This is a genomic window from Spongiibacter sp. (assembly GCF_984394615.1).
Window position 1 is genome coordinate 11,985 of record NZ_CFHTQA010000024.1, and the last position, 21,941, is coordinate 33,925.

19 protein-coding genes are annotated in these 21,941 nt (G+C 59.6%); 12 read left to right on the forward strand and 7 right to left on the reverse strand.

Going from position 1 to position 21,941, the window contains the following annotated elements; all coding sequences use genetic code 11:
- Positions 1-67 precede the first annotated feature (67 nt).
- Positions 68-1,510 carry a M28 family peptidase gene (locus AC5DB9_RS10310; RefSeq protein WP_273010028.1) on the reverse strand — a complete coding sequence of 481 codons (1,443 nt, stop codon included), beginning with the start codon at positions 1,508-1,510 and terminating at the stop codon, positions 68-70.
- The gene (locus tag AC5DB9_RS10315) at positions 1,510-2,781 is read right to left on the reverse strand and encodes a lipase family protein (RefSeq protein WP_272994147.1); all 1,272 of its coding nucleotides are present in this window, start codon (positions 2,779-2,781) and stop codon (positions 1,510-1,512) included. Before AC5DB9_RS10315 ends, AC5DB9_RS10310 begins: the two co-directional genes overlap by 1 nt.
- 321 nt (positions 2,782-3,102) lie before the next feature.
- Here AC5DB9_RS10315 and AC5DB9_RS10320 point away from each other — a divergent pair, with 321 nt between their 5' ends.
- From AC5DB9_RS10320 to AC5DB9_RS10345, 6 genes are all read left to right on the forward strand, one after another.
- The gene (locus AC5DB9_RS10320) at positions 3,103-3,963 is read left to right on the forward strand and encodes a helix-turn-helix domain-containing protein (RefSeq protein ID WP_272994148.1); all 861 of its coding nucleotides are present in this window, start codon (positions 3,103-3,105) and stop codon (positions 3,961-3,963) included.
- A gap of 88 nt (positions 3,964-4,051) precedes the next feature.
- Positions 4,052-4,420, forward strand: a complete 369-nt coding sequence (locus tag AC5DB9_RS10325) for a diacylglycerol kinase family protein (protein WP_272994149.1) — start codon at positions 4,052-4,054, stop codon at positions 4,418-4,420.
- 94 nt (positions 4,421-4,514) lie between these two features.
- The gene (locus AC5DB9_RS10330) at positions 4,515-6,134 is read left to right on the forward strand and encodes a BCCT family transporter (RefSeq protein ID WP_272994150.1); all 1,620 of its coding nucleotides are present in this window, start codon (positions 4,515-4,517) and stop codon (positions 6,132-6,134) included.
- The gene (locus AC5DB9_RS10335; protein WP_272994151.1) at positions 6,106-6,570 is read left to right on the forward strand and encodes a universal stress protein; all 465 of its coding nucleotides are present in this window, start codon (positions 6,106-6,108) and stop codon (positions 6,568-6,570) included. The genes AC5DB9_RS10330 and AC5DB9_RS10335 overlap by 29 nt, the downstream gene beginning before the upstream one ends.
- Positions 6,571-6,706: 136 nt before the next feature.
- Positions 6,707-7,267, forward strand: a complete 561-nt coding sequence (locus AC5DB9_RS10340; RefSeq protein WP_272994152.1) for a hypothetical protein — start codon at positions 6,707-6,709, stop codon at positions 7,265-7,267.
- A 69-nt stretch (positions 7,268-7,336) separates the two neighbouring features.
- Positions 7,337-8,878 (forward strand): carboxylesterase/lipase family protein, encoded by a 1,542-nt coding sequence (locus tag AC5DB9_RS10345; protein WP_272994153.1) that lies wholly within the window; start codon positions 7,337-7,339, stop codon positions 8,876-8,878.
- A 33-nt stretch (positions 8,879-8,911) separates the two neighbouring features.
- On the opposite strand, the gene AC5DB9_RS10350 is transcribed toward AC5DB9_RS10345, so the two are convergent.
- Positions 8,912-9,916, reverse strand: coding sequence for an AraC family transcriptional regulator (locus AC5DB9_RS10350; protein ID WP_272994154.1), 1,005 nt, complete (start codon positions 9,914-9,916; stop codon positions 8,912-8,914).
- 157 nt (positions 9,917-10,073) lie between these two features.
- On the opposite strand from AC5DB9_RS10350, the gene AC5DB9_RS10355 reads away from it, so the two are divergent.
- The gene (locus AC5DB9_RS10355; RefSeq protein ID WP_272994155.1) at positions 10,074-11,729 is read left to right on the forward strand and encodes an AMP-binding protein; all 1,656 of its coding nucleotides are present in this window, start codon (positions 10,074-10,076) and stop codon (positions 11,727-11,729) included.
- 21 nt (positions 11,730-11,750) lie between these two features.
- Here the strand turns inward: AC5DB9_RS10355 and AC5DB9_RS10360 are convergent, their stop codons facing one another.
- Positions 11,751-12,773 (reverse strand): SAM-dependent methyltransferase, encoded by a 1,023-nt coding sequence (locus tag AC5DB9_RS10360; protein WP_272994156.1) that lies wholly within the window; start codon positions 12,771-12,773, stop codon positions 11,751-11,753.
- A 190-nt stretch (positions 12,774-12,963) separates the two neighbouring features.
- On the opposite strand from AC5DB9_RS10360, the gene AC5DB9_RS10365 reads away from it, so the two are divergent.
- Together AC5DB9_RS10365 and hrpB are read left to right on the forward strand one after the other, a co-directional pair.
- Positions 12,964-13,842, forward strand: a complete 879-nt coding sequence (locus AC5DB9_RS10365) for an alpha/beta fold hydrolase (protein ID WP_022959890.1) — start codon at positions 12,964-12,966, stop codon at positions 13,840-13,842.
- Positions 13,835-16,354 carry an ATP-dependent helicase HrpB gene (gene hrpB, locus AC5DB9_RS10370; RefSeq protein WP_272994157.1) on the forward strand — a complete coding sequence of 840 codons (2,520 nt, stop codon included), beginning with the start codon at positions 13,835-13,837 and terminating at the stop codon, positions 16,352-16,354. The genes AC5DB9_RS10365 and hrpB overlap by 8 nt, the downstream gene beginning before the upstream one ends.
- A 6-nt stretch (positions 16,355-16,360) precedes the next feature.
- Here the strand turns inward: hrpB and AC5DB9_RS10375 are convergent, their stop codons facing one another.
- The 3 genes from AC5DB9_RS10375 to AC5DB9_RS10385 all read right to left on the reverse strand — a co-directional run bounded on the left by AC5DB9_RS10375 (position 16,361) and on the right by AC5DB9_RS10385 (position 18,895).
- Positions 16,361-17,209 (reverse strand): sterol desaturase family protein, encoded by an 849-nt coding sequence (locus AC5DB9_RS10375; RefSeq protein ID WP_272994182.1) that lies wholly within the window; start codon positions 17,207-17,209, stop codon positions 16,361-16,363.
- A gap of 25 nt (positions 17,210-17,234) precedes the next feature.
- Positions 17,235-17,900 carry a TetR/AcrR family transcriptional regulator gene (locus tag AC5DB9_RS10380; RefSeq protein WP_272994158.1) on the reverse strand — a complete coding sequence of 222 codons (666 nt, stop codon included), beginning with the start codon at positions 17,898-17,900 and terminating at the stop codon, positions 17,235-17,237.
- A gap of 131 nt (positions 17,901-18,031) precedes the next feature.
- On the reverse strand, positions 18,032-18,895 hold the full coding sequence (locus AC5DB9_RS10385) for a TIGR03619 family F420-dependent LLM class oxidoreductase (RefSeq protein ID WP_272994159.1): 864 nt from the start codon (positions 18,893-18,895) through the stop codon (positions 18,032-18,034).
- Positions 18,896-19,128: 233 nt separating this feature from the next.
- Between AC5DB9_RS10385 and AC5DB9_RS10390 the strand changes: the two genes are divergently transcribed.
- The 3 genes from AC5DB9_RS10390 to AC5DB9_RS10400 are packed head-to-tail and all read left to right on the forward strand — an operon-like array spanning position 19,129 to position 21,777.
- Positions 19,129-19,890: an SDR family NAD(P)-dependent oxidoreductase gene (locus tag AC5DB9_RS10390; protein WP_272994160.1), complete on the forward strand. Its 762-nt coding sequence runs from the start codon at positions 19,129-19,131 to the stop codon at positions 19,888-19,890.
- A gap of 16 nt (positions 19,891-19,906) precedes the next feature.
- The gene (locus AC5DB9_RS10395; protein ID WP_272994161.1) at positions 19,907-20,671 is read left to right on the forward strand and encodes an SDR family oxidoreductase; all 765 of its coding nucleotides are present in this window, start codon (positions 19,907-19,909) and stop codon (positions 20,669-20,671) included.
- Between the two features lie 11 nt (positions 20,672-20,682).
- Positions 20,683-21,777, forward strand: a complete 1,095-nt coding sequence (locus AC5DB9_RS10400; RefSeq protein WP_272994162.1) for a Rieske 2Fe-2S domain-containing protein — start codon at positions 20,683-20,685, stop codon at positions 21,775-21,777.
- Positions 21,778-21,941 lie beyond the last annotated feature (164 nt).

Sequence of the window (21,941 nt, forward strand, 5' to 3'; positions counted from 1 at the left end):
AGCCCGAAGCCGCCATCATTCCGCAGACGACCTGTCAGGGCCGCCCGCGCCTTGGTCGTGATGGGGCTTATAGCGGCGAGCGTATCTGCCCTCGCGTCATCGGCAACACATCCAACAGAAAATCGCGGTGCGCTTTCACCGCCCGCGAAAGTTGCTCAGCAGGAATGCGGTCGGCAGTGTCTTCCTCGGTGTGGTAGTGCGGCGTTGCCATCGTCAGGTTCACGCTGGGCACCCCGAGTTCGCCCATTGCACCTTCCAAATCGCCATTCGCAGTCACCGAGGGAACGGTTGGTAACACCACGGTCAGCGGCGTGAATTTAAGAATATGCGGCATGAATTTGCGGATAAGCGCCGGATGCGCGGTGGTGAATAGCGCGCGTTCCTCGTCGCCGGGACGTTCCAGTACCAGCCCGAGCATGTCGATAATGCCGGTGGTGCCGAGGTGCTCTTCGCCTTTGGCGGCCAGGTGGTCGAGGTTCATAAACAATTCCAGCTCATCGACCGGGTGCTGGTTTTTCTCCAGCCATTGATTGACGCCGCCATAGGGATAGCCTGCGTCGTGGCCGGTCACCCCGAGAAACAGCATATCCCGTGGCCGTTCGGCCTGCGTCAGTGCGGCAAAGTATTCCGCCAGTCCGATCAGCCCGGCCACGCCAGTGGCGTTGTCCAGGGCACCGGCGAACCAGGCATCGTAATGGGCGGTGACGAGAATGGTGCCGCTCAATTCTCCGGAGCCGGGCAGGCGACCGATCACATCATGGGTAGTGCCGTTAACGTGTCGGGCGTCGAGTTGCCAGGAAATCGAGCCGCCGTCTCGCGCTGCCCGGCGAAGCCTCGCCAGATCCTGCGCCCCAAGCTGGAAGGCGGGAATGGCGTTGTCGTCCAGCAAGTTGCTGCCGGAACTGGTGGGGCGGATCAGGTTGTCTGGGGCGTCTGAGCTGACAAACATGGCAACGGCGCCCAGCTCGGCGGCCCGGTGGTAGGTATTGGGGTAGGTGGCAAAGACGTTGAGCAAGGCCCGCCCGGTGACCACCACGGCTTTACCGCTGATATCGCGTGCCATCAGTTCCAGCTCGGTGCCCAATCCCACATCAACCAGTTCGGCGGTGCCGGTGCCGCCACGGGTTGACCACACGGGAAAGCTGTCGATCTCCACGGGAACCCCGTCTTCGATGAGCTGCACCTGCCAGTCATCCAGCTGCCACTTTCGGAAACTGTAGGGATCGATTTCCGTCTCCAGCCCGGCGTCCTCTAGCGCTTTTGCCAGCCACTCGGTGGCCAGACGCTCTTCGGGATAGCCCGCCCAGCGGGGTTCGTAGCTGGTCAGTTCCTGTACCCAGTTGTGCAGGCGTACGGGGTGCATCGGCTCTGTGGGCAGCAGTACATCGCTGCCGCCGCCGTCATTATCGCCACCGGCGGATTGAGACTGGCTGTCGCCGCCGCAGCCTGCGAGCAGGCTCAGCAACAGTGACAGCGCGAAAATACGGGGGAGGGTGAATACGGTGTTCATCAGTAAAATCTCTCGAGAATCCAATCGGCGATGGAGCCAGCGGCCATATCTGCGGTGGGCGAATGGGCGGCGGGCCAGCGGTAGTAATCGACGTCGTAGCCGTTGTCGCGGTAGGTCGCTACCAGTTGTTCGGCATAGGGCAGGTGGGCAACCAGATCGAAAATGCCGACATCGATGCGGATGGGAACATCAAAACGCATGGGCAAATGACGCACATCGTCGGCCGCCAGTGCGCGGCGTATTTCGGCGGCGGCTTCGTCGCCACGGGGTCCTTTGAGCTCGGTAGGGGGCAGACCACCCCAGGATTCCGGTCGCGACAAATCGCCGAGGCACAGGCGCTCCAGATCGGGCCAGAGCGCCAGCGCCCGTTCTGACAGGCCACCTTCTTCCAGCAGCAGACGTTTGAAATCGGGGTCGACAGTGGCAATGCCGTGGGCGACCAGCGCGGCCAGGGCGACGGCTTCGTTAATTCCCAGACCGGTGATGGGCAGTGCTTCGGCGATCAATACCAGATTTTCCAGTTGGGTGACCGGGGTGACCGAGACTACACCCGCCAGCGTCAGATCGCGGGCTTCGGGGTGCAGGCGGCTGCCACTGTTGAGGGCGGCTACACCGCCTTCCGAGTGTCCCGCGGCCACCCAGTAATCGCCCACTTCATCCCAGTGGCCCGCCACCGCCGACGCCATGTCGCGCATGGCCTGCGCCAGTGAGTCGCCGCGAAGATAGGGGTGCGGGCCTGACTCGCCAAGCCCTTCATAATCGGGGCGGGCAACAACCACGCCCCTGCTCAGCAGCTTGCGGGCGATTTCGTCGCCCTGCTGTATTTTCTGCAACTCGGTCGAGTCGGCAGAGGCGTGGGAAGGCGCGCAGGCATCGGCGGCACCGGTCGTCATGTGCCCGTAGATCACCAGCGGCCATTCACCCTCGGCGAATTGCGGCTGCTCGGGGAGCATCACCAGGCCTGATGCCAACGCGGGATTACCCAATACATCCACGGTGGTGTAGCGCACGAACAGCGTACGCGCCGCGCCGTCGAGGCGGAGGAAGTCGTCGGCCTCGTGGGTTTCGACCAGGGTGCCGGGCTCATAAAACTGCCAACCTTTGGCCGACACCGGCGGCACTTCCGCCTGGGGAGTATCGGGAATCAATGGCGGCGGGCCTTCACGGTCGGGCTCCGATGGCGAGGGTGCCGTATCGTTGCCTGCGGCTCCGCCACCGCCACCGCAGGCGGCCAGCAGCAGAAACAGGCCGATAATAAGCTGCTTGTTCATGGTCTCTCCTGTCACACAATCGCTCGCTGCAAGGTTTTACAGGCGAGCGCCACCCGCGACGCATAGCGCCGATGTGCGATGTCGGGTGTATCAAGGGGGCGCGTTAGCGCGGTCTTATTGCTGTGGCGTGTTGCCGCTTATGGCGCGACAGATAATCGTTGCCACACCGCCGCGGGAGCGGCTGAAAAGACGGGGATGAATGGATTCTCTCTCATCATTTTTTATGGTCTCGGGCATCTTTTTATAATGTTGCCTACGGTGCCGCCTCAACGTAGTATCCCGCTTGTATGAAATGACGGTCTTTGTATAAAACTGGCGATAATGGCTTCATCGCAAAACGATAATAACAACAAGATTGCGCACCCTGCGGAAGCGGGCGTCACGATCTATTACTGGTCGTGCAGCCTGGTGTTGCTCGCGCCCTCGCTGTTGCTGGACCGCCCCGCCAGCCCGCTCTGCGCCACCCTCAGAATCGCCTGTAACGAGCCCTATACGATTGAAGTGGAGGGCAAAACCCTACAGACCCGCGCCTCACTGGTGGCGCCCCGTGCCGGGCGTAAACGCGTCACGGCGGTGAACAGTGATATCGCGCTGTTTTATATTCCCATTGATATGCCCGAGTACGCCGCGCTGAAGAAAAAGCTCGGTAAACAGAAGATCATCGATCTGCCCTTTGACGATGTAGAGGCCTTTGTGCCGACGATCCGCAAAGCCATGGTCGAGACGCTGTCACCGGAAGCGATCAAGGGTTTGGTGAAGGATGTGGTCAGGGCGATTACCGGCGAGACCGGTGAGGTCAGCGTACCCGTGGATAATCGCATTGTTCGGGCCAGAGAAATTCTCGACGACACGCCGCTGAATGAAGTCCGGCTGGAGTCACTGGCCGAGCAGGTGCATCTGTCGCCGTCGCGGCTGCGAGAGCTGTTCAAAAAGCAGACGGGATTCACCATTGGTCAGTACGCTCGCTGGCGCGCGGTGTGGCGGGCGTCGTTGCTTTGGCAGCGCGGTTTGAAATTTACCGACCTCGCTCTGGAGGCCGGTTTTCACGATCTGGCGCATGTCGACCGGGCATTCACAGAAATCTTCGGGATGAATCCCTCGAAGGTAATTGATGCGGCGTTTGTGCGGCTGGTGAACTGTGAGGCCGACGACGATACACCGCGAGAACATACGGCTTCCTGAATCGCCGCGACAATGTAGCAAGCCCTCGCGTTGCAAGGCGCTGTTATTGGCGTAAAAATCTTAGCTTCTTCTCAGGGTGATACCGTCAATGGAAAAGCCTTTTTCTCTCGTTGAGCGAGCGCGCAGTTTCCGCTATGCCTTCAGCGGTCTTGCTGAGCTGCTGCGCAGTCAGCACAACGCCCGTGTTCATCTCTTCGCGTCCCTGCTGGTGGTCATCGTCGGCCTGAGCCTTGGCGTGACGCGTATGGAGTGGTGCGCGCTGCTGTTGGCGATGATGCTGGTCTGGATTGCCGAGGCGTTGAATACCGCACTGGAGTTTCTCTGCAACCTAGTCTCAGCGGACTTTCACCCTTTGATAAAAAAATCCAAAGATGTGGCCGCCGCATCGGTACTGATCAGCGCCGCAGGCGCGTTTGTGATTGGCGTGCTGATTTTTCTGCCTTACCTGCTGACCTGAGGATAGGTATTCACGGGAATTGATCGCCTCGTCTTGATCTCTGAGCCGCAGCCGGTAGGGTGGAGGTTCACGGAACGAGAAAACGGAGGCGGTTGTGCTGGAGCAACTGCAACGCCGATTGGGGCTGCAGACAATACCGGGGGTGTTTTTTACCTCGGCGGGCATCGCCCTGATATTTGCGGTGATGGCCGTGCTGTACGGCGCGGAGCTTGCCGAGCGCTTTGGCCAGATCGCTGGCTGGGTCGCTCAAAACCTCGGCTGGTTTTATATCTTCTCGGTGAGTGCCTTGCTGGTTTTCCTGCTGGGTCTGGCTGTCAGCCGCTTCGGGAATATCCGTCTGGGGGCGGATGACAGCCATCCCGACTATTCGAACCTGACTTGGTTCACCATGCTGTTTGCCGCCGGAATCGGCACTATTCTGATGTTCTGGGGCGTGGCCGAGCCGGTGTCGCATTTTGCGCAGCCTCCCTTCGAGGGTGTCGAACCCTACTCCGAACGGGCGGCAGGCGATGCCATGACCATTGCCCTGTACCACTTTGGTTTGCACACCTGGACGATTTTTGCGATGCCGGGCTTGGCGATCGGCTATTTTGCCTATCGCCACGATTTGCCGATGCGAATCAGCAGTCTGTTTTACCCCATTCTTGGCGCGCGCACGTTCGGGCCGTTGGGCTGGGCGATTGATGTGATTGCGGTACTGGGCACTTTGTTCGGGGTGGCGACGTCGCTGGGGCTGGGTACCCTGCAGTTAAACAGCGGTCTGCATTACCTGTTTGGCACGCCGGTGACGGGCTGGGTGCAGGTGCTGCTCATTGTGGTGATCAGCAGTATCGCGGCGACCTCTGTGGCATTGGGCCTGGATAAGGGGGTACGCCGCTTGTCGCAGCTTAATGTGGTGCTGGCGATGGCTCTGCTGGGTTTTGTGCTGGTGGTGGGGCCTTCGGTGTTTATTGCCGAGGGCATGGTGCAAAGCGTGGGTGAGTACCTTAATGCTTTGCCATGGCTATCATTCTGGACAGAGACCTTCAACGATTCAGACTGGCAGCGGCGCTGGACGCTGTTCTACTGGGCCTGGACCATTTCATGGGCGCCCTACGTGGGGATTTTCATTGCGCGAATCTCCAGAGGACGCACCATTCGGGAGTTTATTGCCGGGGTGCTGTTTGCACCGACTGCCTTCACCTTGATCTGGTTTGGCATCTTCGGACTGTCGGCGATCCATGTGGAAATGGGCGGCCAGATTGGATTGGCTGAGCAGGTACAGCAGGACCCGTCAGTCGCGATTTTTGCCTTTTTGGAACGCTTTCCGCTGGCGGCGTTTTCCTCGGCATTGAGCGTGGTAATCATCGTCATTTTCTTCACGACGTCCTCAGACTCTGCCTCACTGGTGATCGATATGTTAACCCGCCGTGACGACCAGCCTTCGCTGGTACGGCAGCGCATTTTCTGGGCGGCAGCGCAGGGGATGATTGCGGCAACACTGTTGCTCGCGGGTGGACTGGATGCGCTGCAGAATGTCATTACCACATTGGGACTGCCGTTCTGTATTTTGCTGGTTTTTATGGCGGTAGCGCTGTTCAGAGCCTTACACGCGGATTATCGCGGTTACAGCATGGATGAGTTGGTCAAAGGGCGGGCTTTTCCTGAAGTCGAAGCCGAAGCTGAATCCAAACAGGAGAACGACTATGTATCGGAAACTGTTGATCGCCATTGATCCGGACGACGATGGTGAAGCAAAACGGGCGTTGGAGGCGGCAATGACGCTGCTCGACGACGACGGAGAACTGCACCTGGCCAGTGCCTACAACCCCGGCGGGGGCGGCTTTTTTCCCCATGTCACCGAGGAGTCACCGGAGGACAAAGAGGCTGAGGTGAGAAGCACGCTCGACTTGCTGGTGCGCAAATACCTGCCCATTAACCGCAGTGCCAGTCTCCACGCGCTGGCGGGCAGCGCTGGCGAGAAGTTGGTTGATTTGGCGGGGCAGTTGGGCGCCGATCTGATTATGCTCGTGTCTCGTGGCACGAGCGCACACTGGCCGCTGCGCAAAGCGACGGTTGAGTACGTCTCGGTGAATGCGCCTTGCGCCGTGATTGTGCTGCCCTCTGTTCAGAAAGCAGAGCCTCCGGCTGCCGACGATGCAACAGTGTAGTCCTCCTTGTTTGCCAGTCATCGAGCCCTGTCGGCAGCAAATACTTTGTGACGATATCTTGATCTGACGCGGTTCGCCCGGTGGTAGGCGGCGCTATGCTTTCTGCTGTTGCTGATTTGCAGAGCGGGAGAGTGTCATGCGGGCCTTATCACCGGGATTACAGCGCCTTGCCCTTTTTACGGCCGGCGTGATGGCGGTCTCGGTAGCCTATTATCTCTATGCCTATTTCCACTACACGCCGGTTAAAGAAAGCGAGACCTTTCTTGCGGAAATAGGAGAGGCCTTCGGTGAACTGGGCCTGTGGTTGCTGTGCTTTATCTACCTGAGGACCGCTGCGAAACTGACGCTGGGCAAAGGCGCCATCGCGCGCCGACTGCTGCCCGACTACTCACCAGCAGTGAATCTGAGCCCTCTGGCGCAAGCCATACGCTTTCTCGATCGCACGCATATCTACGTCGGTATTACCGCTGTGGCGGCCATCCTGCTGCACATTGCACTGATGGGGGTTCCCATGGAGATACTGTTTTTCCCCGCAGTGCTGGCGCTGGTGGTATGGCAGGGACTGTTTGGCCTGTTTATTACCTGGCGATACACCCCCACACAAATCAGAAAATTCTCCTACCTTGTTCACGCCCAGTTATTCACCGGTGTCATGATTGGCATTTTCGCCTATCTGGGGCATTTGCTGATCGATTAGCAAATACCGGAATTTCTCTGTGCTAGATTGGTCGACAGATCTAACTGTGCGATTAAGTCCGGAGAGCGCTTGAAGACCGCCGCGATAGTTTTACTGCTTGTTGTTGCCGCGTCAGTGGCAGATGCCCGTGTGGTGGAGATCCGCTCCGGCAGCATCGAGGGAACGACGCATGACGGTGTCGACCGATACCTGGGCGTGCCTTACGCCGCCCCGCCGGTAGGTGAGCGACGCTGGCGTGCGCCGGTTCCGGCAGAGCGCTGGGTGGGCGTACGACCCGCGAAGCGACCTGCACCTGCCTGTGCCCAAATCGGAAATTTCTATGCGAGCGCTGACGAGAGCACATTTGAACAGGTTTATGGCTCGGAAGACTGCCTGTATCTGAATGTGTGGGCGCCTGAGGCCGACGGACAGCGCCGCCCGGTGCTGCTGTTCTTTCACGGGGGTTCGGGCATCTTTGGCAATGCGGCGCATCCACTCTACGATGGCGAGCGTTTGGCCCGGGAACTCGACGCGGTAGTGGTGACCGCAAACTATCGGCTGGGCGTGTTGGGCTCACTGCAAAGTCCGGCTTTGCAGACCGGCGACCCGGCGGAAGACGCCGGCAGCTTCTATTTGCTGGATATGATTCGGGTGCTGGACTGGCTGCATGAAAACTGTTCGGCATTCGCCTGTGATGAAAACCGGCTGACCATTTCAGGGCAGTCGGCCGGTGCCGTTTCCGTGTTGGCGCTGTTGCGGTCGCCCTTGGCCGCAGGCAAGTTTCACGGTGCGATCAGCTTCTCCGGCCTGCCATTTTCCTCGTCGAGCAATCAGGCTCAAGAGCGCACCGGAGGCTTTGTCGCAGAGTTGCTTATCGACAATGGCGATGCACAGAGCCGGAGAGCGGCTCGGAAGAAATGGGCGGCGATGTCTGCTGAGGCGCGGCGGCAGTACTTGTATCATCAATCCGCAGAAGTGTTGCTGGAGGCATCCGGCTACGGCCTGGTGCCCTTGCCGCTTGCCGACGGACATGTGCTGATGAGCAAGGACAAGGCCGATGGCATCGGCGCCGAGGTGGTCAGTCATGTACCGCTGATGATCGGCAAGGTGCGCAACGAAATGAGCACCCTGATTCGCATTAAAGGGAAGGGACGAAGCCCGGAAAAGTTGTGGCCGCTGTTTAACGGAGAGCCCCGTGAGGAAACGGTGAATCAGGCGCTGGGACTGTGGAACGGCCCGATACGCAATATCAGCATTGCGCTTGCAGAAAGCGCTGTCAGGAAGAAACTGCGCAGTGTCGAGCAGGAGTATTCAGAGAGGCTTCCCGCCGTGTATGCCTATCGCTTTGTCTGGGAGAACTACCCCAATCCCTGGAAAGTCGATTTCGGTGCGTTTCACAGTCTGGATATCCCGTTCATCTTCGGGAATTTCATTAATGACCGAGAGATGTATATGCGATTTGCCTGGACGCCGGAAAACCGGCGGGAGCGCGAAGCCTTGCATAAGGTCATGGCGACTAGGCTCAAGGCCTTTGTGCATACCGGGGACCCGAATCGCGCTGATTCCAACTTGCCGTACTGGCAAGCGAGGGGCAGCGGTGACTACACCGAATGTTGGGGCTGTGGGGAGTAAATCTGCGGGGGGCGACGAGGCGGTGCTGGCCGCTCAATGGTCCTGCTTGCGGTAGCTCAGCGGGCTGAGTCCGGTCCAGTTTTTAAAGGCGCGGGAGAAGGCCCCCGGCTCGGCAAAGCCCAGTCGGGTGGAGATATCGGCGACGCTGAGGTTTTGTTTGGTGAGCATGACAATGGCCTGATCGCGGCGCAGATTGTCTTTGATCTTCTGGTAGGAATTTCCTTCTGACTTGAGCTTGCGGCACAGGGTGTAAGACGTCATGTGCATATGCTCGGCGACCCAGGCGAGAGTGGGCAGCCGGGCTTCGTCCTGAGCCTCCAGCAATTGCCGAATCTGTGTGCTGAGGCTGTTGTCCTCGTCGGTCCAGATCAGCAGGTCGCGGGGCGAGTTGAGCACGAACTCATTGATCTCTGCGGCGCTGCGAGTCACCGGCATGCTCATGTAGTTCTTGCTGAAGAACAGGCTGTTACGCTCCCGGTCGAAGTGGCATTCGCAGGGAAATACAAAGCGGTATTCATCGAAATGTGAGGGCAGGCTGTGCTGGAAGGTCGCCTGGCTGAGTACGATTTTGCGACCGATCATCCAGCCGATCAGTCGGTGCCAGACCATCAGCAGCCACTCCACGAGAAAGCTGTCGGGATCGAGTTCGGGGTGTCGGTGTTCCAGACTCAGCTCTACTTCGTCGTTGTGGTAGCGCAGGGAGAAACGCAGGTCATCAGAAAACAGGCCGTAGGCGCGAATGCTCTGGCGCAGCACCTCGCTCATATTGGGCGCGTGGACGACCAGTGCGCCCATCAAATGAAAGTGGCCGACGCGGCAGGGATGGCTGCTGCGGCCCATAAATTCGTCGTCGAGGACTTTCCAGCAGAGCCGGAACAGGCGAATAAACTGGTCGGTGGGAATCCGCGCTTTGGGCTGATGCAGCAATTGCGGGTCGATACCGCGCTCCCGCAACAGGCTGTCGCAGTCGAGGCCGCGCTGTGTCATGCCCCAGACAACGGCACGAGCGTAGTGCGATGAGAAGGTGAGATGCTTCATGAACCCGGCCGGCGCAAAACTTGTCAAATTATCTGCTGCAACTTGTCATTCTGTTGCCCGGGAGCATTGCTTACCCTGACGCTTTCTCTCCCGCGGCAACATTCTCGCGCTGCGGCAACAATAGTTATAACGACCCCGACTAGATACAGGCAGAACTATGAAAGCGACCAGCTACCAGGATTTCGCAGACGGCTTTTCTGTGGATCAGATCATACAGAATTTCGTGGGCAATTTTAACGACGGTATTAATGGCTGTGTGGAGTTATGCGACCGATGGGCGGATGACAAGGCCCGCATTGCGCTGCGTTACGAGCGTATTGACGGCAGCAGGGGAGAGCTGAGTTTTGCTGAGCTTCAGCGTCGTTCGGCGCAGTTTGCCAACTATTTGACCAGCCTGGGCATTGGTCGGGGTGACCGGGTAGCGGGCTTGTTGCCGCGTACCCCAGAGCTGCTGATTTGTGTCATGGGCGCGCTGCGTGCCGGGGCGGTATACCAGCCGCTGTTTACCGCATTCGGTGCCGGGGCTATTGAGTATCGACTGCAAAAAGCCGGTACCAAGCTGGTGGTGACCAACACCGAGCAGTGGCCGAAACTCAGTGAGGTGGCCGAGCTGCCCGATACGCTGCTGCTGGCGGAGGCCGACGCAGCGGAGGCGGCGCAGGCCGGTGCGCTATTTTACCCGTCACTGGATGCCCAATCCGAGGTGTTTGAGCCGGTGCTGCTGGGCGAGGATGATCCCTTCCTGCAAATGTTTACTTCCGGCACGACGGGCAAGGCCAAAGGGGTCGCCGTACCACTGAAGGCGCTGATGGCCTTCTACATGTACATGCATTATGCCGTGGGCTTGCGCCAGAGTGACCGCTTCTGGAATGTGGCGGATCCCGGCTGGGCCTACGGGCTTTACTACGGCATTGTCGGGCCGCTGTTGCTGGGCTGTACCACCCACTTTAACGAGGCCGGATTTACCGCCGAGAATACGCTGGAGTTTCTGCGTCGCAATCAGATCAACAACCTGGCGGCGGCCCCCACCGCTTATCGGTTGCTGATGGCGAATGAAGAGCTGATCGCCCAGTATCCGGAGATTTCTCTGGATCGGGCCAGCAGTGCCGGAGAACCGCTGAACCCGGAAGTGGTGAGCTGGATGCGCCGCCTGTTCGATTGTCAGGTGTACGACCAGTACGGCCAGACTGAAACCGGCATGACGTCCGGCAATTTCCACGAGCTGGAGCACCCCTTTCGCGACGCGAGCATGGGTTACGCGATTCCCGGCTACCGCCTGGTGGCGCTGGACAGTGACTTCAATGAGGTGGGCGCGGGAGAGACCGGGGAGCTGGCGGTGGATATGGAGCAGTCACCGCTGTTCTTCTTTCCGGGCTATCTGGGTGGTGAGAAAAAACCGTATCACGGCAAATACTATTTAACCGGCGATCTGGTGGTCAGCAACGGCGACGGTTCGCACTCATACACCGGGCGCGACGACGACATTATCGCGTCGGCGGGCTACCGCATCGGGCCTGCCGAGGTGGAAAGCAGTCTGCTGGAACACGAGGCGGTAATCGAGAGCGGTGTGGTCGGCAAACCCCACCCCAAGCGTGGCACCATTGTGAAGGCCTATGTGGTATTGGGCGATGCCCATGAGCCCACACCAGAAATGATTGAGCGCCTGCAACACCATGTCCGCCAGCGCCTGTCCACGCACTCCTATCCCCGTGAGATCGCGTTTGTCGAGGAACTGCCGAAGACCTCCAGCGGCAAGATCCAGCGCTTTGTCCTGCGTCAGCGTGCGGAAGAGGAAGCCCGCAACGGCGACTAAGTGCACCGTTGCGGCAGTGTATCAGTCTGCGATTTGTCCGGGCGTGAGCAGGTAGTGGCCCACAAACCACTCCTTGCCGCCGTCATAGGCAAACAGCTCGGCGCAGGCAAGCAGGAACATGCGCCAGCGATTGAGCTGCACCCGAGGGTTGGGCGCATCGGCCAAGACCTTCAGGGCCTCGCTGCGTTGACTGTCCAGCTTCTCCAGCCAGGCTTCCAGCGTTTTGGCGTAGTGCACGCCATTGACTCGCCAGCTATCGACGATGCGCATATGCTCGGAGAAATGCATCAGGGTGTCGAAGGCGGGCATCTGGCCGCCGGCAAAGAAGTTGTCGGTCATCCAGCCGCCGTCGAAGGGGTAGTGCAGATGTGCATGACAGAAAATATGCACAAACATCAGGCCCTCGGGCTCCAGCCACTGCGATACGTTCTTCAGCAGCTCCCGGTAGTTGCGCACATGCTCAAGCATCTCAATGCTGACAATGCGGTCGAAGCGCTTGCTTAGTTGCAGTTCCGCCACGTTGCAGGTGATCACTTCCAGATTCTTCAGGCCGCGTTCCAGGGCCTTGGCTTCGATAAACTCCCGTTGGCCATGAGAGTTGGAAACCGCGGTAATTTCGGCGTTGGGGAACTGCTCGGCTGCCCAAAGACAGAAGCTGCCCCAGCCGCAGCCCAGCTCCAGAATCCGCTGTCCGTCCTGCAATTGGGCGCGTTGCACATACATCGCCAGCATCGCGTCTTCGGACTGGTCCAGTGAGTTGCAGTTGTCGTCCCACCAGCAACTGGAGTATTTCAGACGGCGGCCCAGCATCAGCTCAAACAGTCCGGCGGGCACTTCGTAGTGCTGGCTGTTGGCGTCGTCGGTATTGACGGCGATTTCAGATTGGCGCAGGGCCTGCCGGAATTCACGGCGGCGGCGCTCGCTGGCATTGAGGTCGTCACGACCCTCCTGTTCCAAGCGTTCCTGCAGTTGTCGGCGAATGCCACGACGGATCAGGGTGTCTGGAATCAGACCTTTTTCGGCAAGGGTAATCGGGTCGAGCATGGTGATCTCCGGCGTTGTCGATGTGGTGACAATAATTAAGTCTACGTACAATCGGAGGCAGTGGATGAACACGGCATGATTAACTGCGCTGCGTTCTGTGAAATGAAGGATGGTGCTGCCACCGTTGAGGGGCCATCATTGGAAGGATGAAATGCCGCCCAGTGTCGGGCGCTTGTTGAGGAGACATCGAATGAGCCTGGAGCTAACCGGTCCCAGTTCACACATCTACATTTCCCAGCGTTTGCGACTGCATTATGTCGATTGGGGCAACCCCGGCGCACCGCCGTTGATTTTGATTCACGGCAACCAGGACCACTGCCGCAATTGGGACTGGATCGCACAGGAATTGCGCCACGACTGGCACATTATTGCGCCGGATCTGCGCGGGCATGGCGACAGCGCCTGGTCGCCCGATGGCCAGTACAGCTTTGAAGCCTATGTCTGTGATATTGCCCAGTTGATCAATCAGAAGAAGCTGGGGCCAGCCACTATCGTTGGTCACTCCATGGGCGGGAATATTTCTGCCCGCTACGCCTCGGTCTACCCCGAGAACGTCAAAAAACTGGTGTGTATTGAGGGGATTTTTCCGAATATTGCCGATGCGCTGGCCTGCGAGAACATGAGCTACCGGCAGACCATGCGTGAATGGGTCGGGGTGCGCCAGAGCATGTCGGCGCGACAACCCCGCCGTTACGCCACGATCAACGATGCCTTTCAGCGGATGCGCGATGAAAACCCGCATCTCACTGAAGCACAGGCGCGGCACCTGACCTATCACGGTGCCAGCCAGAACGAAGACGGCACCTACAGTTGGAAATTCGACAACTACACCCGCAAGCACAACCGACTCGAAAGCGGTGAGACCGAAGTGCGCGAAATCTACTCCAATATCGAGTGCCCGACCTTTCTCGCCTGGGGTACCGAAACCTTTGTGGAAGACCCGGAAGAGAGTGGCCGTATGAGCTATTTTCAGGATGCGTTTATCAAGCGCTATCCGGGCGCCAGCCACTGGGTCCACCACGATAAACTCGACGATTTCCTGCGCGACCTGAAGGACTTTATTGACTAAGCGCATGACGCAAGACCTGCCCATTGTCGAGCTGCTTCCCGCGCTGCGGGCGCAGCTCGACACCCGCGATGAACTGGTTCTGGAAGCGCCGCCCGGCGCCGGTAAAACCACGCAGGTGCAGCTGGCGCTGCTCGATGCTCCGTGGTTGCGCGGTCAGAAAGTGCTGATGTTGGAACCCCGCCGCCTGGCCGCGAGAGGGGCGGCGGAGCGCATGGCCGCACTGTTGGGCGAGCCCGTGGGCCAGACGGTGGGCTATCGCGTTCGCCTCGAAAGCAAGGTGTCGGCGCAGACCCGCATTGAGGTGATAACCGAGGGGATTCTCACCCGCCTGTTGCAGGACGACCCGAGTCTGGAGGGGGTGGGCCTGCTGATTTTTGACGAATTCCACGAGCGCAGTCTCGACGCCGACCTCGGCCTGGCATTGGCGCTGGAAGGACGGCGCCTGTTCGGCGAGCTTCGCGACACGCCACTGAAAATCCTGCTGATGTCCGCCACCCTCAACGGTGAAGCACTGTGCGCGTTTCTGGATGACGCGCCGCTGCTCAGCAGCGAGGGGCGACAGTACCCGGTAACGCTGCACTATCAGCGGCAACCCGCCCGAGGGCGACAGGGTGCCAAGGATATCGTCACAGAGGTTTGTGCGGCGGTGCAGGCGGCCTGCAATGTGCACGCTGGCAGCTTGTTGGTGTTTCTGCCCGGACAGGGCGAGATTCGACGCTGCGCAGCGCAGCTAGAGGGCCAGCTCGATGCCTCCACCGACATTGCCCCGCTGTACGGCAATCTGAGTCTCGACGCCCAGCGCCTCGCGATTGCCGCCTCGCCGGAGGGGCGAAGAAAAGTGGTGCTGGCCACCAATATCGCCGAGAGCAGCCTGACCATTGACGGTATTGAGGTGGTGATCGACAGTGGCTTGGAGCGCCGCATGAGCTTCGATCCCCGCAGCGCGACCAGTCGCCTGGCCACCCAGCGTATCTCCGCCGCGTCGGCGGCCCAGCGCGCCGGGCGCGCCGGGCGCCTGGGGCCGGGACATTGCTATCGACTGTGGACCGAGAGCGAGCAGAGTGAGCTACCTGAGCAGGGGCGTCCTGAAATTCTCGACAGCGATCTGGGGGCGCTGTGTCTGCAGTGCCTGCAATGGGGCAGTGAGCCCGAGGGGCTGCGCTGGCTGGATCCGCCGCCAGCGGCGCATTGCCGTCAGGCGATGGACCTGCTCATGACGCTCGGCGCGATAGAAAACGGCGCGCAGCTCAGTGCGCGCGGTCGGGCCATGGCGGCACTGCCTCTACCGCCCCGGCTGGCCGCGTTGCTGCTGAGCAGCGAGCAACTGGGCTGTGTCGAGGACGCCGCCGCACTGGCCGCACTGCTGGGTGAACGCGACCCGGAAATGGACCGTGGCGCCGATATTCATCCGCGTTTGCTGGCCATTGCGCGCGGCGACAAGCGCTATGGGCGCATCGCCCAGCAGGCCAGGCAGTATCGTCGTTTGTTGCCTCGTGTAAGCCGTGAGGAAGTTGATGAAACGGCCCTGATGGTTGCCGCGGCGCTGGCTTTTCCCGACCGTATTGCCCGCGCCCAGAGTGATGGCGGCACCGATTATCAGCTCAGTAATGGTCGCCGAGCGGTGTTGGCCGAGCACGACAGTCTGCGGGGCAGCCCCTACCTGCTGGTGCTGGACCTGGGAGGACACAGTGGTCAGCGCAGTGACCGCATTCATCTGGCCTGCCGCCTGGATTCAGCGCTGTTCAGCTCGGCGCTGGATGCCTTGGTGAGCGAGCAGTTGGTGGCGGACTGGGATGAAAAGCTCGGGCGATTTGTCGCCGAACGCCAGCGCTGGATCGGCAAGCTGATACTGGATCGCCAGCCTCAACCCCAGCTCAATGCGGCGCAGCGGACGAGCGCCTTGCTGGGGCTGTTGCGTCGGCGGGGGCTGAGCCTGCTGAATTGGAGTGATTCCGCCGAACAGTTGCGGGGGCGGGTCGCGTTGATGCGCCGCTACGACTGTGCCCCCGGCGGCTGGCCTGTGCTGGATGATGAGTCCTTGCTGGACCGTATTGAGGACTGGCTGCTGCCGTATCTGACCGGGGTTAAAAATTTGCGAGACCTTCAGGCATTGGATATGCACAACATTCTGATGGCGACGTTGGATTGGCCTCAGCAGCAGGCGCTGCAAAAACAGGTGCCGGAGCGTTTGGCCGTGCCTTCCGGGTCGCAGATTCGGCTGGATTACCGGGAGTCGCCACCGGTACTGGCGGTAAAGCTGCAGGAGATGTTCGGCTGTGAAGCCTCACCGCAGGTGGCGGAGGGACAGCAGACCGTGCTGGTGCACCTGCTGTCGCCCGCGCAGCGTCCGCTGGCGGTGACTGCCGATCTGGCGGGTTTCTGGCGCAATGCCTATCACGACGTGAAAAAAGAGATGAAGGGGCGCTATCCCAAGCACCCCTGGCCCGACGATCCGCTGTCGGCAACGGCTACGGCCTATACCAAGGCACGCCAGCAGCGGCAGGGGACATAGACCGGATTAGCCTGCGGGCTTCTCCGGTACCGTTGTGAGGGTGGCGGTTTCCGGTTTGGGCAACAGCGGTTTTTTCACGACCGGCCACAGCAGTTCTTCGGCCCAGTGCAGGCGCGGGGAAATGGGGAGACCGAATTTTTCCTGCCGACTGTTGGGGATTTTGGCGGTGCCAAACAACACATCGAACAGAAAGATGGTCACGGCGTAATTGCCGTTGGGGTGGGCATTTTTGCTGCCGTAGGCATGGTGGGCGTGATGGGTGTCGGGCAGTGTGATGATGCGCTCCAGCACTTTCCATACAGGCTCTGAAGCGGGCAGCTTCTCTCGCAACCACAGATCCCAGCGGTAGCTGCTGTGCGTGCCGAGATTCACAATGTACGTGGTCAGCACCGCCGCGAGGAAGGGCGCGGTCAGGCCGTAGTACACCGCAATGGCGCCCATCCAGGTTTGTGGCAGCATGAAGACCCAAAAGAAGTTGTAGCGGTAGACCACCGAGACGTTCAGATGCTGGGCGCTGTGGTGCGTACGGTGCACTTTCCACAGCCAGCGCCATTCGTGGGCGGCCCGGTGCAAGCAGTAGTGGGCGAATTCCTCAGTGACAAAAATAAGGGGAAACGCCAGCCAGAACGCCGTGCCTGCCAGACTGCCTGCGTGTGCCGGCAGCCAATGGGTGAGCGCCCAGCCAATCGCACTGCCTATCAGTGCACCCGCGAGCAAGACATTCGAGCCGAATCCAAACAGCATAAACAGCACATCCCGCCAGGGGCGCGGTGAGCGTTTCAGTCGACCACCGAACAGCTCGGTGGCAAAGGCAAACAGAAACAAGCCAAGAATGAACAGGGTGACGTTGGGCATCGGGTCCACGATTATTATCCTCTTGTTATGCGGATTCAGTGCGGTGCGGGGCCATCAGACCGGCCAGTGAATAATTAATAAGATCCTGTATGCGCCACTCCAGCTCCTGCTCGTCCATCTTCACCGAGCCGCTGTGTTGCAGTTCATCCCAGTAGGCGACGCTGTGAATAATATGTCGGCCCATGAGGGCCTGCCGGGAGTGGCGAATGGCCTCGGGCATATCTGCCGGCAGCTGTGCGCTCAGCAAGGCTGAAATACGCAACAGCGCTTGCGAACGGGCGCGGTTTTCGAAGAACAGCCTCTGCCAGCGAGGGCGGCTGAGTAGCTGCCCCAACAGGTTCAGGTAACGGCTGTTGCCATCGCCGCGCAGCAGTTCTTCGGCCAGGGGGCGAATCATGGCGTCGAGCAGGGCTCGGGGTGAGGCCGCTCCGCCGCGCACGTCAATCGCCGCCAACAGGCTTTCGCGCTGCGCATTAATGTTTCCGGCGCGCTCGTCAATAATCGCGTTCACCAGACCGTCGAAGGAGCCAAAGTGGTAATTCACCGCAGAGTGGTTCTTCTGTCCGGCTTCACGCGCCAGCTCACGGCTGGATACGCCGTCTATGCCTTTTTCGGCAATCAGGCGCTCAGCGACCCGCAACATCTTTTGCGCGGCCGGGCTTCGGTTTGTCTTGCTTGTTTCCGTTTTCATCGGGCTAGCCTATGCCCTGCCAGACGTTTGAGTCAACTGTCTTAAAATTAAATTTGTGTTGGTTTTCGGCGGGCAAAAAAAAGCCGGCATGAAGCCGGCAAGCGGGTGATTACCTGGGTGTTGCGTTCGAGCTAGCGAATAAAGCGGGCGGCGAATGTCGCCATCTGATCGGTTTTCTGGTCGATGCTGCTCTGATCGACGCCATCGGTGTAGGGGTTGCGGAAGGCAATATGGCATTCGTCCACGCCCATGTCGCGCAGTGCGTCCTGCCCCTTGGCACTGAATGCATCGGCGCTGCTGACCTGAATGCGGAAGGGCAGATGGTCGCGCTCAAATGCTTTGCGATAGCTGTTGAGCTTGTCGATCAGTATCCGGTAGTCCTCAAGGCTGCCGCCTGCGCCGATCCAGCCGTCACCGGCACGCGCCGCGCGTTTCAGAGCCGCATCGGAGTGACCGCCGATCAAAATGGGTTGAGGGCTTCCGGCCGGGCAGAGCTGCATGCTGGCGAGCTGAATCTGTTTGCCGTCGTGCGTAAAAAACTCGCCCGTTAACAGGCCGCGAATAATGGCGATCTGATCATCCAGTCGTGCGCCGCGTTTCTCCCAAGGAATTTGGCAACCTTCAAAATCCTCGGGCCAGGGGCTGATACCCACGCCGAAATCGAGCCGGTCTCCGCACAGTGCCGACAGGGTGGAAAGCTGTTTGGCGACGACCAGCGGCTGGCGAACAGCGAGTTTATAGACTGCCGTAATAAACCGCAGGCGTTTTGTTTGTCCGGCCAGGTACGGAATGGCGACTAACGGCTCGACAAAGGGCTGGTCTTTGAGAAACTCGCGAGAGCCGTCGCCGTTGTACGGATAGTTGGCTGAGGCGTGCTCGGGATAACAGAGGCTGTCTGGCAGCGCCATGCTATTGAAGCCCAGCTCCTCGGCGGCGTTTGCCAGAGGCAGGTATTGATCAGGTGGACACATGCTGGGGCTGTAGCTGAATTTCATCGCGACTCCATAGTGCGGACTGTCGACCGTTGGGTCGATTCAGGAATTCGCGACCATGCTAGCGGCCTGTCGCCGCTTTGCTCAGGACATTTCCCATCAACTTTGCCAACAAAAACAACCAGCCCGATAGCGAAGGCAAGAGCAGTCGGAAATGTGCATAAAAATAGTTGTTTTTGTCGTCGGGTTTACCACGGCGGCTCGCTACCATCACTTCACAATAATCAGGAGGAACTATGACTGAGCGTTATCTGGAAGGAAAAACGGCACTGGTAAGTGGCGCAGGGCAAGGCGTCGGACAGGGTATTGCACTGGCGCTCGCCGAGCGCGGCGCCGCCGTGGCTTTGCTCGGCCGCAGTCTCGATAAGCTGGAAACAACGCGTGACCTGATCCAGGCCGCCGGTGGAAAAGCACTGGCCGTTGCCGCCAACGTAAAGAGCGCCGACGAGCTGGCTGCCGCTGTTGAGGCAAGCGTCTCGCATTTTGGTGGCCTGAATATTCTGGTGAATAACGCGCAGGAAGTTCCACTGGGTAATTTGCTGGATCTGAAGGAAGACGCGATTGAGGCGGGCTGGCAGTCAGGTCCGGTGGCGACATTCCGTCTGATGCGCCTGTGTTATCCGCACCTGAAGGGCGATGGTGTGATCGTGAACCTGGCGTCGTCGGCGGCCATGCGCTGGGACATGTCTGGCTACGGGGCCTATGCAGCGGTAAAGGAAGCGATTCGTTCTCTGAGCCGGGCAGCGGCCTGTGAGTGGGCGCCTGAGGGCATTCGAACCAATGTGATTCTGCCGCATGCCATGTCGCCGTCGCTGAAGTGGTGGACGGAAACGCGTCCGGACGAAGCGGCAGAGTTTGTGGCGTCGATCCCCATGCGTCGTATTGGCGAGTGTAAAGAAGATATTGGTGAGTTTGTGGCCACCTTGTGCAGCGAGTCCTGCCGTTATGTTAACGGCCAGAGCATTGCGCTGGATGGCGGTCAGGCCAGTCTGGGCTGAGAGAAATAAGGAGAACATGATGGGCAGTTATATCGTTACGGGAGCGGCATCAGGTATTGGTGCGGCCGTGGTTGCGCGCCTTCAAGCTGATGGCGAAAAGGTGATTGGGCTCGATCGCCAGGATGCCGACATCATTGCCGATCTGTCGACCGTATCCGGTCGACAGGGGGGCGTCGAGCAGTGTCTGAATGCCTGCCCGGAGGGGCTGGATGGTTTGGTGTGTTGCGCGGGCGTGGGGGGAACGCATCCGCTGACGTCGCTGATTCCTGAAGTGAATTTTTTCGGCTCGACTGCATTGCTTGAGGGCTTGGCGGACAGCCTGGCCTCGCGTCGGGGCAGCGCTGTGTTTGTGTCCTCGAACTCCGCGCCGCATCCCAGTGACGAACAGTATATGCAGGCGTTGATTGACGGTAACCGGGAACTGCTTGCTGAGCGACTGCCCGAACTCAGCGGTCATCAGGCTTATAGTGGCTCGAAACAGGCAATCGCCCGTTGGATGCGGCGCCAGGCGCCAGATTATGCGCGCAAAGGTGTGCGCCTGAACGCCGTGGCGCCGGGCTACACGCGCACAGCGATGACGGCCGAGACAGAAAATCACCCGGACTATGCCGCGGCAATAAAAGAATTTTTGGAGAGCATCCCCTTGGGACGTGCGGGTGAGGCAAGCGATATTGCCAATGCGATTGGCTTTCTGCTCAGCCGCGAGGCCGCTTTTGTTTGCGGTTCCCTGCTGTACGTGGATGGCGGTCACGATGCCATGTTTCGGCCGGATGTCATTTAAGGAGCGCGTGTATGGCAAAGGCAGAAGACTATGGCTTGGGGCCCAATACCTTTCCCAGAGGCTGGTTTCTGATTGCGGAATCCTGCGAGTTGGAAGATCGTCCCGTTCCACTGCGTTATTTTGCGAGAGACTTCGCGCTGTACCGCAGTGAAGAGGGGTGGCCGGTGCTGCTGGACGCCTATTGTCCGCATATGCAGTGCCATATTGCGGCCAGCGATTCGGCGGTGATTGCCCGCGAGGGGGCGCAGATCGAAGGTTCGTCTATTCGCTGCCCCTATCACGGCTGGCGTTTCGGTCCCGACGGCGTCTGTGATGATATTCCCTATCATGACGGCCCCAAACCCCGCTCGGCAAAGCTCACCAGTTATCCGGTGGTGGAGCAGTTGGGGGGCATCTGGATGTGGTTTGATCCCGATGGTGGCGAACCCGCCTACCCCGCGCCGGATCTGGCGCAGTGGCATCAGCCGCAATGGATTCACTGGCGCATGGATCACCTGGGTGAGTTACCGGTCAATCCCCAGGAAGTGATCGACAATATGGCCGATGCGCGCCATCTCGGTCCCACCCACGGCGCGCCCTGTGAGTACTTTGAGAATGAGTGGCGCGACCATATTTATATCCAGCGTCAGGGCGGCTTCCATCAGGAATACCAGGCCATGCTGAAAACGGTGACCTGGTATACCGGGCCCGGTGTGTTGCTGTCGCACCAGTTGTTTGGCGACGTGGAAAGTATTGAGCTGATCGCCAATACACCCGTGGAAGACGGTGTTTGTCGACTCTGGCACGGCTTGCTGGTGAACAGCCAGGTCGACAAGCCCGGAGACGATGAGCGGGAGCAGGCGGCGGCGTTACAAGCCGGAGCGCTGGACTCACTGGCCTCGGATTTTGCCGTCTGGAAACACAAGGGCTCGGCAATTCGTGTACTGCAATTGAAGTCGGACGGCCCTTTCGGGCGCGGACGTCAGTGGTACAAGCAGTTCTTTCAAGACGATGAAAGCGCGGCCGCTACCCGGCAGGCGGTGAACGGCATTGCCCATATCGACGATCTGGAGCGGCCCGATGAAGACAGTCGGCGCATAGAGTCTGAACTGAATCTGCAGCCGTGAACGCCTTGGCTACTTAAAGATTCAAGATGAGCGTTTCCGCGCATTTTTATGGCTGTTTTTGTCATCGTTTTTTATCCGCTGGGGCGTAAGATTTTCGCTAAGACGAGTGAGGGGCTGTTGCGCCATTGCTGCCAATACCTCCTCTCTCCGCCTACCAAAATACT

Bases quoted from the DNA above. Each gene is read 5' to 3' on its own strand.
- AC5DB9_RS10310 (WP_273010028.1), bottom strand. From the start codon at position 1,510: ATGAACACCGTATTCACCCTCCCCCGTATTTTCGCGCTGTCACTGTTG.
- AC5DB9_RS10315 (WP_272994147.1), bottom strand. From the start codon at position 2,781: ATGAACAAGCAGCTTATTATCGGCCTGTTTCTGCTGCTGGCCGCCTGC.
- AC5DB9_RS10320 (WP_272994148.1), top strand. From the start codon at position 3,103: ATGGCTTCATCGCAAAACGATAATAACAACAAGATTGCGCACCCTGCG.
- AC5DB9_RS10325 (WP_272994149.1), top strand. From the start codon at position 4,052: ATGGAAAAGCCTTTTTCTCTCGTTGAGCGAGCGCGCAGTTTCCGCTAT.
- AC5DB9_RS10335 (WP_272994151.1), top strand. From the start codon at position 6,106: ATGTATCGGAAACTGTTGATCGCCATTGATCCGGACGACGATGGTGAA.
- AC5DB9_RS10340 (WP_272994152.1), top strand. From the start codon at position 6,707: ATGCGGGCCTTATCACCGGGATTACAGCGCCTTGCCCTTTTTACGGCC.
- AC5DB9_RS10350 (WP_272994154.1), bottom strand. From the start codon at position 9,916: ATGAAGCATCTCACCTTCTCATCGCACTACGCTCGTGCCGTTGTCTGG.
- AC5DB9_RS10355 (WP_272994155.1), top strand. From the start codon at position 10,074: ATGAAAGCGACCAGCTACCAGGATTTCGCAGACGGCTTTTCTGTGGAT.
- AC5DB9_RS10360 (WP_272994156.1), bottom strand. From the start codon at position 12,773: ATGCTCGACCCGATTACCCTTGCCGAAAAAGGTCTGATTCCAGACACC.
- AC5DB9_RS10365 (WP_022959890.1), top strand. From the start codon at position 12,964: ATGAGCCTGGAGCTAACCGGTCCCAGTTCACACATCTACATTTCCCAG.
- AC5DB9_RS10375 (WP_272994182.1), bottom strand. From the start codon at position 17,209: ATGCCCAACGTCACCCTGTTCATTCTTGGCTTGTTTCTGTTTGCCTTT.
- AC5DB9_RS10380 (WP_272994158.1), bottom strand. From the start codon at position 17,900: ATGAAAACGGAAACAAGCAAGACAAACCGAAGCCCGGCCGCGCAAAAG.
- AC5DB9_RS10385 (WP_272994159.1), bottom strand. From the start codon at position 18,895: ATGAAATTCAGCTACAGCCCCAGCATGTGTCCACCTGATCAATACCTG.
- AC5DB9_RS10390 (WP_272994160.1), top strand. From the start codon at position 19,129: ATGACTGAGCGTTATCTGGAAGGAAAAACGGCACTGGTAAGTGGCGCA.
- AC5DB9_RS10395 (WP_272994161.1), top strand. From the start codon at position 19,907: ATGATGGGCAGTTATATCGTTACGGGAGCGGCATCAGGTATTGGTGCG.
- AC5DB9_RS10400 (WP_272994162.1), top strand. From the start codon at position 20,683: ATGGCAAAGGCAGAAGACTATGGCTTGGGGCCCAATACCTTTCCCAGA.